We start from the raw sequence: 15,073 nt of genomic DNA, 5'->3' as shown, positions 1-15,073 counted from the left end.
ATGGCAGGAAGTGGTCAAGGCGTTCAATCGCAAGACATTATCAAGGTCTCCGCTACGTCTGGTTTAACACCAGCACCTCAAGCGCGTGATCATAAAGTTGAAGTAGCAAAATTAATCGACGTATCCACCTGTATCGGTTGTAAAGCCTGTCAGGTGGGCTGTTCAGAGTGGAATGACATCCGTTCTGATGTTAATGCTCAATGTGTGGGGATCTACGATAACCCTGTAGATCTCAATGCAAAAGCATGGACGGTAATGCGCTTTAACGAAGTTGAAGAAAATGATCGTTTAGAATGGTTAATCCGTAAAGATGGTTGTATGCATTGTTCAGAACCAGGCTGTTTAAAAGCTTGTCCTGCACCAGGTGCAATTATCCAATATGCAAACGGTATTGTGGATTTCCAATCTGATAAATGTATCGGTTGTGGTTACTGTATCGCAGGTTGTCCGTTCAACATTCCACGTATGAACCCAGAAGACAACCGCGTATACAAATGTACCCTTTGTGTGGATCGTGTTTCTGTGGGTCAAGAACCGGCTTGCGTGAAAACCTGTCCAACCGGTGCAATTCGTTTTGGTTCTAAAGAAGAGATGAAACTCTACGCAGAACAACGTGTTGCTGACTTAAAATCACGTGGTTATGAAAACGCAGGTATCTACGACCCTGAAGGCGTAGGTGGTACACACGTAATGTATGTATTACACCATGCGGATAAACCTGAACTTTATTCTGGTCTTCCAAAAGATCCTAAAGTTGACCTAACCGTCACTCTTTGGAAAGATGTATTGAAACCGGTAGCGGCTGTAGCAATGGGTGGTCTAGCACTTGCTGAAATTGCTCACTACTTAGCTGTAGGTCCAAACGTTGAAGAAGATGTAGAAGATCATCACCATGAATTTGAAGAAGATAAAAAAGGAGGCAAAGATGAGTAAGATTGAGATTAGCAATGATACTCGAATCATTCGTCATAGAACGCCTGCTCGTTTTAGCCACTGGTTACTCGTAATCTGCTTCTTTATGACAATGTTCACTGGTGTAGCATTCTTCTTCCCAGATTTTGCGTGGTTAACTGAGATTTTAGGTACACCGCAACTGGCTCGAGCAATTCACCCGTTCACCGGTATTATTATGTTCGTTGCCTTTATTTTCCTCGGCTATCTTTACTGGGATCACAACATTCCAGAGAAAAATGATATTCGTTGGTTAAAAGGCATCGTTGAAGTATTAAAAGGGAATGAGCATGCTGTTGCAGATAACGGCAAGTATAACCTTGGTCAAAAAATGTTGTTCTGGACATTGAATTTGGCGATGGTCACTTTACTTGTAACCGGTATCATTATGTGGCGTCAGTATTTCTCGCACTACTTCTCTATTCCGGTATTGCGTTTTGCGATTTTCCTTCACTCTTTAAGTGCATTCATGTTGTTCACCGGTATTTTGGTACACATGTACATGGCATTCTGGATTAAAGGATCTATTCGCGGTATTGTGGAAGGTTGGGTAACCGTTCGTTGGGCGAAAAAACACCACCCGAAATGGTATCGAGATGAAGTACTTCCTAAGCTAGAAGAAGACCTTGAAAATGAAGCTGAAGGTAAAAAAGTAAAAACCAAAGCATTGTTCAAAGGTATCAATGGCTAAAATCAAAAAGTGCGGTTAAAATTGACCGCACTTTTTCTTATTAATACTTAAGAGACTATTATGAGTATCAAAATCTTATCTGCAGACGAAATCAAACAAAAAAAGAATTCATACGATATTCCACCTGTTTTGTTTGCTAACCCTAAAAATCTTTATCAACGTCGTGCAAAACGTTTAAGAGAATTAGCAAAAGATCATCCATTGGCTGATTATTTACTCTTTGCTGCAGATGTTGTGGAAAGCCAATTAAGCGTATTTGAGAAAAATCCATTAGAAAAACAGCATTTCGATAATTTAGATGAACTTGAACCGTTAAATACTAAAACATTTAAACGCTCAAGCATTTGGATTGAATATCTCAAAGAAATTTTACATAGCATTAAACCAAAAGCGAATGAACAGGTTATTGCTACCATTGAAAATCTTGAAAAAGCCTCTGATAAAGAGCTTGAAGAAATGGCTACTCATCTTTTAAGCCAAGAATTTAATTTAGTGAGCACTGATAAAGCTGTCTTTATCTGGGCGGCACTTTCTCTTTATTGGTTACAATTAACTCAACAAATTCCTCATAACAGCCGCCAAGAAGGGACAGATAATCTGCATTACTGCCCTGTTTGTGGTTCTGCCCCCGTGTCAAGTGTTGTCCATATCGGTACTTCACAAGGCTTACGCTATTTGCACTGTAATCTCTGTGAAAGTGAATGGAATTTAGTGCGCGCACAATGCACAAACTGCAATGAACACAAAAATCTTGAATTGTGGTCATTAAATGAAGAACTTGCGCTCATTCGTGCTGAAACATGTGGTGATTGCCAAAGCTACTTAAAAATCATGTTCCAAGAAAAAGATCCGAACGTTGAAGCAGTAGCCGATGATTTAGCATCCATTTTCTTAGATATTGAAATGGAAGAAAAAGGCTTCGCACGCAGTGGATTAAATCCATTTGTCTTCCCTGCAGAAGAAGTATAATTTTTTACTTTTTAGATAAACAAAGTGCGGTCAACATTGACCGCACTTTTGCATTCTAGAGATAACATGCCATCACGACAGCATTTTCTCGTCCACCATCCGGTTTCGGATAATAATTTTTACGAATATCAACCTCATTAAACCCTAACTTTTCATAAAGGAAACGAGCGGGATTCGATTCACGCACTTCAAGCCAAAGCGTTTGAATGCCTTTCTCTTTAAGCTTATCCATTAAACCTTGCAATAAAAATGAACCGTAGCCCTTTCCTTGTTGAGCTGGCTCTATCGCAATATTGAATAGTGTGGCTTCATCTAATACCGTCTGGCAAATAGCAAAACCAAGCACTTGCTCTTTTTCCATCAATTTCAAATTGAGATAACGCTCGCCGATATTATTTTTCAATGTTCCCAATGACCAAGGCACAAGATGTGCTGCTTGTTCAATTTCATATAAGCGATCCATATCGCATTCTTCAATAGGAAAAAGAGAAGGCATCATGATTAAATTTGTTGGATTTGTTGCCAAAGCTCACGTTTAGCTTGGCTATTTTGCTGGAATTGTTGCCAATCAACAGAGCGATAAACACGCTCTGCATTTAAGCAATAAGGCAAACTGCGGTCGATTTCATCAGCATTTTCAGCTAATAACCAATACCACACGGAATGTTGTAACGTGATATGTTGAATTTGATCGAAGTTTAGACAAAGGCAATCTTCTTTGTTTAACTTAAGTGCGAGTCGAATATCAGCAAAAAGTGGGGAGTTCGATACGTTATCTTTCGCTACCACAATAAATTTCACTTGTTCAGACACACTCACACCAACCGCCCCTTGTAATGCTTCTGGGCGATGGAGCTGCCAACGGGTTATCCCCATTTCATTTAAAAGAAGATTGCGTCTATCCATAGATTAACGAGCGATAGTATCTAACGGATAATCTCTTAAACCTTTAACAATTGCTTGTTCTTGCGCTTCGGTTGGTTTTTCTTGATATGCTTTTAAGCTACGGAAAGAAAGAATATTTTTCGCTTGATAAACCACGGCGATAAAACGTTGGAAATCTTTACCATCACAAACATAATAAACATCTGAAGCGTTACCAATTGTTTTTAACTCACATACTTTTTTGTTTGCATCAAGATATTTTGTCGTTAATGCCGGAACATGTGAAACATCTTTTAGATAATAGGTTTCGCTCATGATGAATTTACGATTGCTACGATCTACATTCGCCGCACCACTTAAGAAACGGGGATCTTCTGATTTATCAAAAGCTTTCGTTTGTTTATAGAATTTCTCGCCGTTGAATGTCACTTCTTGGTTACCTTTTTTGATACGCTCAAACTGCGCATCTAAGCTTTGCGCTTGTGCCGCAGGTAATTCAATTTTTGAGCTTATTGGTAAGGTTGAAGGTTTTTGTTTGCTATCTTGAAGTTGTTCGATTAATTGACAGCCAGACAATAAACTTGCCATTGCAACTGCGGTGATGATTTTTTTCATAAATAATTCCTTAATAAATACGTTTAAATCGTTTTCTTTTGTTAGAATAACACTTAATTTTAACCAATAAACCACAGGATTTAAAGCGTGATTTCTCTCGAAAGCGAAGTTTTACAACGCCATCTTCCCCTTTTTAGCGGTAAATCAATTCTTCTTGCCGGCGGCATTAATGATGATTTCCCTCAAATATTGCAAAAACATTGCCAATCTGTGCAGGTTTGGAGTTGGTATTTTGATTATGCCAAAACCCAAAGTGCGGTCAATTTTGAGGTTGAATTTCAGCCGCAAGCCGATTTGATTATTTATTATTGGACGAAGAATAAACAAGAAGTGAATTTTCAGCTGATGCAACTACTCGCCAAAAGTAAAATTGGCCAAGAAGTGTTAATTATCGGTGAAAATCGTTGTGGTGTCCGTTCAGCTGAAAAACTGCTTGAACCTTATGGTGAAATTGGCAAAATCGACTCTGCACGACGTTGTGGTTTATACCATTTTTCCTTACAAAAACAACCGCACTTTGATCTTCAATCTTATTGGAAATGCTACCAAAATGATGCATTAGGCGATCTCCGTATTTACAGCTTACCGGGTGTATTCAGTACCAATGAACTTGATAGCGGAACATCACTTCTGATTTCCACTTTAACCTCACCTATTCAAGGCAAAGTATTAGACATTGGTTGTGGTGCGGGTGTCATTGGTTCAATGATTAAAAAACATCACCCTAAAGCAGATATCACGATGACCGATATTCATGCAATGGCACTTCAATCTGCTCGCCAAACGCTTGCTGAAAATCAGCTTAAAGGTCAGGTTATCGCAAGCGATGTATTTTCCCATATTGAAGGGAAATTTGATCTGATTATTTCAAACCCGCCTTTCCACGATGGAATCGACACGGCTTATCGTGCGGTGAAAGAACTTATTCAACAAGCAAAATGGCATTTAACGGCAGGCGGAGAACTGCGTATCGTTGCTAATGCATTCCTTCCCTATCCCGATTTATTAACACAACATTTCGGGAAATTTGAAGTACTTGCTCAAACCACCAAATTTAAAGTGTATTCCGTGAGAAATTAAGGAGAAAACAATGTTTGTAACCAGTTCAGCCATTCAAAATGGTGTTTTTGAAGACAAATATGGTAAACGTGGCACACAATTTAGCCCAAATGGTATGCCGACCTACTCTATTCCCTTTGAAATTCACGATGCCCCTCAAGGCACCAAATCCTTTGCAGTTGTCTTAGAAGATAAAGACGCAATTACTGCAAGTGGCTTTGTGTGGACTCATTGGCTCATTGCAGATCTTGAACGTACTGTTATTCAAGAAAATGAAAGCCAAACCGCAACAGATTATGTGCAGGGTGCAAACACTTGGGCGAGTAAATTAGGTCAATTTGATATTGAAGAAGCCTCATTCTATGGCGGTATGGCACCACCAAACTGTTTACATCGTTACGAGCTTATTGTGTATGCACTCGATACCAAACTAAACCTCAAACCGGGATTCCGTTTTAATGATCTACATTTTGCGATGCAAGGGCATATTTTGGATCAAGCTGTGATAATGGGCACCTATGATGTTTAATCATTTATAGCTCATCCTAAAAACACTATAAAAAATGACCGCACTTTGAGAGATGCGGTCACCTTTTGATGGGTTTTATGCAGCTGTTTTATTGGTATCTTTCACTAATTTCGCATGCGCTTTTTTTTGTTCCTTCATTTTTGCACTCGCTTCACGACGTTGCGTAGAAAGTTCCGCATTACGAATATTATACTCATCCACACGACTTTCATAATCATCGCGCATACTTTCGATAATCGCACGAACATCGGCAATGCTCATCTCATCATGAATATATTGATTCAAGTTATCCAATAATAGAACACGTTTTTGATTATCGCGAATTTTACGATTATTGTCTTCAATATCACGTTTAAGTTTATTTTTTAAACGATATAAACGCACATACTCTAATACTTCTTGGAAGGATTTATTTACATTTCCCATGATTGACTCTCTAAAAATTAAAAAACAAACTCAACGTAATGTATCGTTTTTTTTTCTGTCCGTCAAAAGCTTAACGTAAAATTGATGGGTTAGATCAAAAAACACTGTGATTTAGTTGATTATCCTATTTGGTAGTGGTAAAAAAGAAAAATACATTTCAATAAAATAAGGAAACACAATGTCAAAAGTCTTTAATTTTAGCGCGGGTCCAGCCATGATTTTTCCTGAGGTACTACAAAAAGCACAAGCTGAGTTAACCAACTGGCTTGGTCAAGGTGTATCGGTAATGGAAGTCAGTCACCGTGGCAAATACTTTATGGAATTGATTGCTCAAGCAGAAAAAGATCTACGTGAGGTATATCACATTCCAGATAACTATCGTGTGTTATTCCTACAAGGTGGGGCTCGTGGTCAATTTGCGGCATTACCAATGAACCTAATTGGTGAGAAAGGCAAAGCACTTTACTTAAATAGCGGTCACTGGTCTGCAACTGCAGCTAAAGAAGCTCGTAATTTTGCTGAAATTGATGAAATTACCATTGTGGAAAATGGTGAGCACACACACATCACCAATCTTGATTTCAGCGAAATCGCTGAACAATACGATTACGTTCACTATTGTCCAAATGAAACCATCAGTGGTGTGGAAATTTTTGATGTACCAAATGTGGGCGATGCTATTCTCGTGGCAGATATGTCATCTAATATTCTTTCTCGTGAAATTGATATTAGCAAATTTGGTGTCATTTATGCGGGTGCGCAAAAAAATCTTGGTCCGGCAGGGATTACGCTTGTGATTATTCGCGATGATTTGATTGGTCATGCTCGCCAAGCTACCCCATCAATTTGGAATTATGCCACGCAGCGTGATGCGGATTCTATGATCAATACCCCCCCAACCTTTGCTTGGTATCTCTGTTCATTGGTCTTCAAACACATTCAAGCAATCGGCGGCTTAAAAGAAATTGCAAAACGTAACGCAGTGAAAGCACAAACCCTTTATGACTACATTGATAGTAGCAAACTCTATCGTAACGTAGTGGCTAAAGAAAACCGTTCAGCCATGAATGTGACATTCGTAACAGGTAATCCAGAGCTTGATGCTAAATTTGTCGCAGAATCTACAGCTGCCGGTCTTCAAGCTTTAAAAGGTCACAAAGTGCTAGGTGGTATGCGCGCCTCTATCTATAACGCGATGCCATTAGAAGGTGTACAAGCGCTTATTGAATTCATGAAAAAATTTGAAGCTGAAAATAGCTAATTATCTGATTCATTAAACTCAACGTGCGGGCTGAAAGGCCCGCTCGTTTTTATAAGGAAAGCATATGCAATATATCAACGTCGCCAATCAAGGCGTAAAATCTCTTTCACCTTACCAAGCTGGAAAACCAATCGAAGAACTCGAACGCGAACTAGGCATTACTAATATCGTTAAACTTGCCTCAAATGAAAACCCTTTCGGTTTTCCTGAAAGTGCGAAAAAAGCCATTCAAGCCCAACTTGATCATTTAACTCGCTACCCTGATGCGAATGGTTTTGAACTTAAAGCAGCTATTGCGAAAAAATTTGGTGTGCAACCAAACCAAATCACCCTTGGCAATGGTTCTAACGATTTATTAGAGCTCTTTGCCCACACCTTTGCGGGTGAACACGATGAAGTGATTTATTCCCAATATGCTTTTATTGTTTACCCTTTAGTGACCAAAGCCATTAACGCCATTGCTAAAGAAATTCCAGCTAAAGACTGGGGACATGATTTAGACGGATTTTTGACCGCACTTTCAGATAAAACCAAGCTGATTTTTATTGCCAATCCAAACAATCCAACGGGGAATTTCTTAACGGAAGCAGAATTAGATGCTTTCTTGACCAAAGTACCTGAAAATGTGATTGTGGTACTAGATGAAGCTTATACTGAATTTACCCATCCAAGCGAACGTGTTAATTCTTTTGCATTACTGGAAAAATACCCGAATCTTATCGTTTCTCGCTCTCTATCAAAAGCTTATGGATTGGCGGGGTTACGTATTGGCTACGCAGTCTCTAATTCTGAAATTGCAGATTTATTAAACCGTGTTCGTCAACCGTTTAACTGTAATAGCCTAGCTTTAACCAGTGCGGTTGCGGTGATGAACGATGATACTTTTATTGAAAAAGTAGCTGAGAATAATCGCCAAGAAATGAAACGTTATGAAGCCTTCTGTCAGCAATATGGTTTAGACTTTATTCCGTCTAAAGGTAACTTTATTACCATTAATTTTAAACAACCTGCCAAACCAATTTATGATACATTATTGCACGAAGGCGTTATTGTCCGCCCGATTGCAGGTTATGGCATGCCAAATCACTTACGTATCAGCATTGGCTTGCCACAAGAAAATGACAAATTTTTTACTGCACTTAAAAAAGTGCTTAATTTAAGCAATAAAAAATAGGAGCATTTATGACTCAAGTAACAATGATGGGTAATCCCATTGAAGTAAGCGGCAACTTTCCCCAAAAAGGGGAGAAAGTGACCACACTTACGCTAACCAATAAAGAACTCGCTGACGTCACGCTTGATACTTATGCAGGAAAACGCAAAGTTTTAAATATTTTTCCAAGTATTGATACAGGTGTATGTGCAACTTCGGTTCGCAAATTCAATCAACAAGCAGCTAATTTAAAAAATGCTGTGGTACTTTGCATTTCAGCGGATTTACCTTTTGCACAAGCACGATTCTGCGGTGCGGAAGGTATTGAGAACGTAGAAACGCTTTCTACCTTCCGTCATAAAGACGTCCATGAAAACTTAGGGGTAAACATCACAACAGGTCCAATCGCAGGTTTAACTGCTCGTTCAGTGATTGTCTTAGATGAAAACAATAACGTGTTATATAGTGAATTGGTGTCTGAAATTAAAGATGAGCCAAATTATGAAGCTGCGCTAGCCGCACTATAATGAATAAGGCGTTTTTTCATAAAAAGCGCCTTTTATTTATTAAGGAAAGATTTCATTCAATATCAATGCAATCCCATCATCATTATGCGAAGCGGTGACACGATTGGCGGCCCGTTTAATCTCATCCGGTGCATTGCCCATTGCCACGCCTAATCCCACGTTTTCTAGCATATCTAAATCGTTAAAGTTATCACCGAAAGCGACACATTCTTCCATCTTCACATGAAAGTAATCTTCGAGAAAACGTACTGCATTACCTTTTGTCGCCGATTTATGCATCACTTCAAGGAAATTCGCATGAGAACGGCAAATACTTAAATGCGGGAATTTCTCTTTCAAGATTTGCTCAATAGCAATCACTTCATCTGTTTCACCAATGATTTGAATTTTATGTGGAGAATAGACCGCACTTTCATCATAAGGATCAATCTGAATGCCTGTTACGCTACGTTCGTAAATCACCCATTTATTATCCAAATCGCGAGCGACGCAATCATCATAAGTATAATAATTGACACCCAACGCAGGATGATCTGCTAATACTTGATTAATGGCTTGGATATCAGCGGAATCAATTTGTACCGAATAAATAGGTGTAGCTTTTTTATCTAAAATCAAGGCGCCACTAAATGCCACAATGATGTTGTAATTTTCAATGAGTTTCGCATAAGGCCAAATACCAAGCGGCGAACGAGCAGAGATTGGTGTAAATGGAATACCTTGTTTTGTAATGCGTTGAAGTGCATCTAAGGTTTTAGGCGAAATTCGATGATCCGACGTTAATAAGGTACCATCAAAATCGCTGAATACGGCTTTATACATAATTGCTCCAAATCGTCATTATTTTTCGGAAAGGTAAGGATCGACAAAGCCTAAACTCTGCATAATTTCAGTTTCTAAACTTTCCATTTCTTCGGCTTCATCATCTTCAATATGATCATAACCAAGTAAATGTAAACTACCATGCACTATCATGTGCGCCCAATGCGCCATTAAAGGCTTTTCTTGCTCGATAGCTTCACACTCCACTACCTGGCGACAAATCACCAAATCGCCCAACAGCGGTAATTCCACTTCGTCAGGACATTCAAAAGGGAAAGACAATACATTGGTTGGACGATCTTTTCCACGATAAGTCAAATTCAAGTCATGGCTTTCTGCTTCATCCACAATACGTACCGTCATTTCGACATTATCACTTTCTGGTTGCACTGCGGTGGTTGCCCATTGCAGAATTTGCGCTTCTGATGGCAAACCTTCTGTATTTTCACAGGCCAGTTGTAGATCGATAATCATATTGCCCATATTATTCTCCTAAATTCGTTTCATTTTCTGACCGCATTTTTTGCTCACGTTCAGCTCGACGCTGCGCTGCAATTTCTTGACGGCGAATTTCATCTTGGGCTTCCCATTCTTCGTAAGCTTGCACCACTTTTGCTACCACAGGATGTCGTACAATATCTTTACTTTCAAAGTAGTTAAAACTTAATTCAGACACTTTGCTTAACACTTCCATGGCGTGGCGTAAACCCGATTTTGTGCTGCGCGGTAAATCGATTTGGGTTACATCCCCTGTAATCACGGCTTTGGAGTTAAACCCAATACGGGTTAAAAACATTTTCATTTGTTCGACCGTCGTATTTTGGCTTTCATCTAGAATGATAAAGCTATCATTGAGTGTACGCCCACGCATATAAGCTAATGGCGCAATTTCAATCACATTACGCTCCATCAATTTTTGTACGCGTTCAAAGCCAAGCATTTCAAATAACGCATCATAAAGTGGTCGTAAATAAGGTTCAATTTTCTGTCCTAAATCACCGGGCAGGAAACCTAATTTTTCGCCTGCTTCCACCGCAGGACGAGTCAGCAAAATGCGACGAATTTCTTGGCGTTCTAATGCCTCTACAGCTGCTGCTACAGCTAAAAAGGTTTTCCCCGTTCCAGCGGGTCCAATCCCAAAACTAATATCGTGCGTAAGAATATTGTGTAAATACTGAATTTGATTTTCACCACGCGGTTTAATCAAACCACGCTTGGTTTTAATTGTGGTGCTATAGACGTGATTTTCACTGCGTGACTCACTACCTTCTTGCGATAACATTCTGCTCTCTTGCAGAGCAATATGTACATCTTCCAAATCAAGTTCTTTCACTTTCCCCTTAATTGGTGCTGTTTCCACATATAATGCCTGGATTAATTTAGCCGCACGCTCAATTAATTGCTCATGATGTGGTTTCGGACTTTCATTGTTAGATTTCACCGTGAAAGTAAAATTATTGCGGGAAATATTGAGATTAAATTCTTTTTCAATCAGTTTGATATTTTCATCAAATGCACCACAAAGGGATTGCAGACGATCATTTTCTTGAGGTTCTAAGGTAAAAGTTGTCATTAAATGTCATTTTAGAATTGTGAATACTACCTCTATTTTAGCCTAATTACGATGAATGTAAAACGGGCCTCACCAACTGATGAAGCCCGATAATAAAATTAAGGTAATTCTGGGAAAAGCATCTTAATCACATTCATTGTCAATCGTCGAGATTGTCCACTAAATGGGAAAATATGCATCATCATCATAGGATTAAAGTTTGCTTCAATCACGCCCCACGAATGTAGACTTGGTTCTGCCGGCTGTTTCAAGTCAGGAATAATTAAATCCACACCACAAACTGCCGCCCCCATTGCTTTGCTAATCCCTACCGCAATTTCTTTGTAACTGGCATGCATTTCATCCGTCATATCAATAGAATCACCGCCTGTACTAATATTAGAATTCGCACGTAATTGAACAAGTTGATCTTTTGCAGGAATAGAATTCACGGTTAATCCTTGCTCCTTAAGCTGCAACAGCTCAATATCCCCCAATGCTATTTTTTTCAATGGCGTACGACTGCCATCGCCCCGTAAAGGATGATCATTTTTAGCGGCAACTAATTCAGCAACAGTATGTACACCATCTCCAATTACATTTGCTGGAACACGTAATAAGACGGCTAACGTTTGATCACCCAGCACAAAGAAACGATATTCAGTGCCCTGTAGATAATCTTCAACCATGATCTCTTTATCTTCACGGAAAGCAATCTCTACTGCTTTTGTAAAATCTTCTCTATTCGTTACACCCTGTTGGAAAATGCTGATCCCTAAACCAAAATTCGTTGATTTTGGCTTAATCACGACGGCTCGATTCTCAAAAAGTGGGAAATTTTCGACCGCACTTTTCACATCGGTAAATTCGATACTTTGCGGTACGTTAAATCCTGCTTTCGCTAACACTTTCTTCGTCACCACTTTATTTTCCATAATGAGTGGAGAAATATAGCTATCATGAGAAGTCATATTACCATTTTTCACATACTCCAAATGTTCGCCAAATTGAAGACTAATAAATTGATCACGTTCATCCAAAATCTCAATGTTTAATCCTTTTTGGATTGCATCAAACAATAATGCCTGTGTTGACAGTTCCATATTATCAAACGCAGTTAATGCATAAAAACGTTCAAAGGCTTTTGCTTTATTGGATTGCGCAATATCAGCCCCTAATTGTTGGTAACTACCGACCTGCTCAATTGCCGCGACCACTTTTGCACAAAGCGTTTGGCTTGGATCAGCAAATTGCCCTAATTTGTCTTTAACAATGGTTTTAATCTCATCACTCACATTGAGTTGCTCAAGCATTTTGAGCATTTCAAGGAGGACTAATTCCCCTTCTACCGCATAAACACTTTGCTGTCTTGGGTCTTCCCATGCCACTTCAGCAAGACGTGCTTTGCCTAATTTTATACCTTCTTGATCAGCGGTATCATCAAGCCATGCCATTAACAAAATAAAATAATGAATGAATTTCGCGTCAGCGAGTTCCATTCCATAAGGTGCAAACGGATTGAGATCAAACAAACGAAATTCTAAATATTGAATTCCTTTTTGAAGTAAATCGCGCGCTTTTTTAGCTCCACGCAAACGTACGCTTGAGTAAAACTCTTTTTCCGCAATCAAATCACCCGATTTCACCCAGTGTTCTAACGTCTCAACATAGTCTTGCAAACTGTCATAAGAGACGTGGATCTTCGGATCATTCACATAACCATATTTTCCTGACCGTAAACTGCGCACATATTGATGCAATTTAAGGGGGGAATTACCTCTGAAATATTTTTCCTCTACTGTCGGTGTCGCAGAAAACAGATAAAGCAGAATCCATTGATAGCGTAAGAAGTTCTTCGCTATTTTTAGGTAAAAACCATTTCTAAAATCAACCGCACTTTGTGTTTCATTTTGCGCATAAAATAAGGCATCAATAAACTTAGGTTCAATCTGAAAATTATAATGAATGCCACTGACCATTTGCTTGTATTTACCATAAGATTGAACTAAATGCTCACGATAAGCCACATCTTCTGAATTATCTAATTGAGCGACCTTAATCTGATCTTCCGGCGGTAAACCGGCTGGCATACTGAAAGGAAAAATAAATTCATTGTCGGGTAATGTTCGCAAGGTGACTTCATGAATTGCCGAGAGCCAACGTAATGTGTCCTCTAATTTTTTCATAGGCGGAGTCACCAGTTCCAACTGGCTTTCCGCAAAATCCGTTTGAATATAAGGATGAAAGCGACGATTACCAAAGGCTTTCGGATGTGGTGTTGTCACAATTGAGCCATTAGCATGTACACGTTGACTTTCCTTCTCTATGCCGAAAGAACCTTGTTGAAATAAGAGTTCCAAATGATGTTGCTTAATAATTTGCTGAATATTCATAGCCGTCCTTATTAGATATTTCTACTTCACATTATGTAAAAAAATCACTATAGAACAAAGGAAGAAAATGGAATGGAATATGAAATTTTGATATAAGAAAAAATACCTGATAATTATTTGCATTATCTATTTTAAGTGATTAGAATAGGGCAACTTTTATTTTCAGAAAATGGGCGATTTGCCCAATAAAATAAGGAGTTTTCATGAAAATTAAGCACTTCCAAATTGCCGCACTAACTGGCTTAATGGCGTTTGCAGGATTCGCTTCTGCAGATATTACCGTTTACAACGGCCAACACAAAGAAGGTTCTCAAGCTGTTGCTGATGCATTTACAAAAGCAACGGGCATTAAAGTGACCTTAAACAGTGCGAAAAGCGATCAACTTGCAGGTCAATTAAAAGAAGAGGGCGATAAAACCCCTGCTGACGTATTCTTTTCTGAACAAACTGCACCTTTCGCTGCCCTGTCTGATGCAGGCTTATTAGAACCGCTTTCTGCAGATACTATTAAACAAACTGCACACAAGGGCGTTCCTGTTGCACCGAAAAAAGACTGGGTCGCATTAAGCGGTCGTTCTCGTGTTGTGGTTTACGATCACACTAAATTATCTGAAAAAGACATGGAAAAATCCGTGTTAGATTATGCAACACCAAAATGGAAAGATAAAATTGGTTACGTTCCAACTTCAGGCGCATTCTTAGAGCAAGTGGTTGCGATTACCAAATTAAAAGGTAAAGATGCCGCTCTTAAATGGTTAAAAGGCTTAAAAGAAAACGGTAAACTTTATGCGAAAAACAGCGTTGCTCTTCAAGCGGTTGAAAATGGTGAAGTACCAGCAGCGTTAATCAACAACTATTACTGGTATACACTTGCAAAAGAAAAAGGTGCTGATAACCTCAAAACACGTCTTTACTTCATTCGTCATCAAGATCCAGGTGCATTAGTGACCTATTCTGGTGCAGCTGTATTAAAAGGTTCTAAAAATAAAGAAGAAGCGAAAAAATTCGTTGATTTCTTAGCAAGTAAAGAAGGACAACAAGCGTTTGTTTCAGTACGTGCAGAATACCCACTTCGTACCGATGTGGTTTCTCCATTCAACATGGAACCTTATGCGAAATTAGAAGCGCCTGTTGTTTCGGCAACGACTTCTGAAGACAAAGACAACGCCAATAAACTTATTGAAGAAGCTGGTTTGAAATAAGTTTAATTTGCTATGCAATATAGGGCGTGTAATACACG

At 39.0% G+C, this 15,073-nt stretch carries 17 protein-coding genes; 9 read left to right on the top strand and 8 right to left on the bottom strand.

All coding sequences use genetic code 11. From position 1 onward, the window contains the following. From fdxH to fdhE, 3 genes are read left to right on the top strand one after another with little or no spacing between them, the layout of a single operon-like run. Entirely contained in the window at nt 1–933 is a 933-nt protein-coding gene (gene fdxH / locus EL215_RS06560; protein ID WP_049366835.1) for a formate dehydrogenase subunit beta, read from the top strand. After that, nucleotides 926–1,642, top strand: coding sequence for a formate dehydrogenase subunit gamma (locus tag EL215_RS06555; RefSeq protein WP_049365400.1), 717 nt, complete (start codon nt 926–928; stop codon nt 1,640–1,642). Before fdxH ends, EL215_RS06555 begins: the two co-directional genes overlap by 8 nt. A 60-nt stretch (nt 1,643–1,702) precedes the next feature. After that, nucleotides 1,703–2,611: a formate dehydrogenase accessory protein FdhE gene (gene fdhE / locus EL215_RS06550; protein ID WP_126471007.1), complete on the top strand. Its 909-nt coding sequence runs from the start codon at nt 1,703–1,705 to the stop codon at nt 2,609–2,611. A 55-nt stretch (nt 2,612–2,666) separates the two neighbouring features. On the opposite strand, the gene rimI is transcribed toward fdhE, so the two are convergent. Genes rimI through EL215_RS06535 form a run of 3 tightly spaced genes read right to left on the bottom strand, consistent with a single transcriptional unit; the run spans nt 2,667 to nt 4,111 of the window. After that, nucleotides 2,667–3,107: a ribosomal protein S18-alanine N-acetyltransferase gene (rimI, locus tag EL215_RS06545; RefSeq protein WP_126472024.1), complete on the bottom strand. Its 441-nt coding sequence runs from the start codon at nt 3,105–3,107 to the stop codon at nt 2,667–2,669. Between the two features lie 5 nt (nt 3,108–3,112). Further along, nucleotides 3,113–3,517 carry a DNA polymerase III subunit psi gene (locus EL215_RS06540; protein WP_126471005.1) on the bottom strand — a complete coding sequence of 135 codons (405 nt, stop codon included), beginning with the start codon at nt 3,515–3,517 and terminating at the stop codon, nt 3,113–3,115. A 3-nt stretch (nt 3,518–3,520) separates the two neighbouring features. Beyond that, nucleotides 3,521–4,111 (bottom strand): hypothetical protein, encoded by a 591-nt coding sequence (locus EL215_RS06535; protein ID WP_126471003.1) that lies wholly within the window; start codon nt 4,109–4,111, stop codon nt 3,521–3,523. A gap of 87 nt (nt 4,112–4,198) precedes the next feature. Here EL215_RS06535 and rsmC point away from each other — a divergent pair, with 87 nt between their 5' ends. Together rsmC and EL215_RS06525 are read left to right on the top strand one after the other, a co-directional pair. Next, nucleotides 4,199–5,191, top strand: coding sequence for a 16S rRNA (guanine(1207)-N(2))-methyltransferase RsmC (gene rsmC, locus EL215_RS06530; protein WP_126471001.1), 993 nt, complete (start codon nt 4,199–4,201; stop codon nt 5,189–5,191). Between the two features lie 10 nt (nt 5,192–5,201). After that, a complete protein-coding gene (locus tag EL215_RS06525; protein WP_126470999.1) occupies nt 5,202–5,699 on the top strand; it encodes a YbhB/YbcL family Raf kinase inhibitor-like protein in 498 nt (165 codons plus the stop codon). Nucleotides 5,700–5,774: 75 nt separating this feature from the next. On the opposite strand, the gene EL215_RS06520 is transcribed toward EL215_RS06525, so the two are convergent. Then, on the bottom strand, nt 5,775–6,125 hold the full coding sequence (locus tag EL215_RS06520; RefSeq protein WP_126470997.1) for a DUF496 family protein: 351 nt from the start codon (nt 6,123–6,125) through the stop codon (nt 5,775–5,777). 178 nt (nt 6,126–6,303) lie between these two features. On the opposite strand from EL215_RS06520, the gene serC reads away from it, so the two are divergent. The 3 genes from serC (at nt 6,304) to tpx (ending at nt 9,066) form a co-directional block, all read left to right on the top strand. Beyond that, nucleotides 6,304–7,386, top strand: a complete 1,083-nt coding sequence (gene serC, locus EL215_RS06515; RefSeq protein WP_126470995.1) for a 3-phosphoserine/phosphohydroxythreonine transaminase — start codon at nt 6,304–6,306, stop codon at nt 7,384–7,386. A 64-nt stretch (nt 7,387–7,450) separates the two neighbouring features. Next, nucleotides 7,451–8,560: a histidinol-phosphate transaminase gene (gene hisC / locus EL215_RS06510; protein WP_126470993.1), complete on the top strand. Its 1,110-nt coding sequence runs from the start codon at nt 7,451–7,453 to the stop codon at nt 8,558–8,560. Nucleotides 8,561–8,568: 8 nt separating this feature from the next. Then, nucleotides 8,569–9,066: a thiol peroxidase gene (tpx, locus tag EL215_RS06505; RefSeq protein ID WP_126470991.1), complete on the top strand. Its 498-nt coding sequence runs from the start codon at nt 8,569–8,571 to the stop codon at nt 9,064–9,066. 39 nt (nt 9,067–9,105) lie between these two features. Here the strand turns inward: tpx and EL215_RS06500 are convergent, their stop codons facing one another. The 4 genes from EL215_RS06500 to gshAB all read right to left on the bottom strand — a co-directional run bounded on the left by EL215_RS06500 (nt 9,106) and on the right by gshAB (nt 13,833). Next, nucleotides 9,106–9,888: a Cof-type HAD-IIB family hydrolase gene (locus tag EL215_RS06500; RefSeq protein WP_126470989.1), complete on the bottom strand. Its 783-nt coding sequence runs from the start codon at nt 9,886–9,888 to the stop codon at nt 9,106–9,108. A gap of 18 nt (nt 9,889–9,906) precedes the next feature. Next, complete coding sequence (gene ybeY, locus EL215_RS06495; RefSeq protein ID WP_126470987.1) at nt 9,907–10,371, bottom strand: rRNA maturation RNase YbeY; 465 nt, start codon at nt 10,369–10,371, stop codon at nt 9,907–9,909. Nucleotide 10,372: 1 nt separating this feature from the next. Beyond that, nucleotides 10,373–11,461: a PhoH family protein gene (locus EL215_RS06490; RefSeq protein ID WP_126470985.1), complete on the bottom strand. Its 1,089-nt coding sequence runs from the start codon at nt 11,459–11,461 to the stop codon at nt 10,373–10,375. A 98-nt stretch (nt 11,462–11,559) separates the two neighbouring features. Beyond that, nucleotides 11,560–13,833 carry a bifunctional glutamate--cysteine ligase GshA/glutathione synthetase GshB gene (gene gshAB, locus EL215_RS06485; protein ID WP_126470983.1) on the bottom strand — a complete coding sequence of 758 codons (2,274 nt, stop codon included), beginning with the start codon at nt 13,831–13,833 and terminating at the stop codon, nt 11,560–11,562. Between the two features lie 203 nt (nt 13,834–14,036). Between gshAB and EL215_RS06480 the strand changes: the two genes are divergently transcribed. Further along, nucleotides 14,037–15,035 carry an iron ABC transporter substrate-binding protein gene (locus tag EL215_RS06480; RefSeq protein ID WP_054418009.1) on the top strand — a complete coding sequence of 333 codons (999 nt, stop codon included), beginning with the start codon at nt 14,037–14,039 and terminating at the stop codon, nt 15,033–15,035. Nucleotides 15,036–15,073 lie beyond the last annotated feature (38 nt).

It is taken from the genome of Haemophilus parainfluenzae (assembly GCF_900638025.1).
GTDB classification, from domain to species: domain Bacteria; phylum Pseudomonadota; class Gammaproteobacteria; order Enterobacterales; family Pasteurellaceae; genus Haemophilus_D; species Haemophilus_D parainfluenzae_J.
Note: the sequence above shows the minus strand (reverse complement) of the source record. Positions and strands in the feature narration are given on the sequence as shown.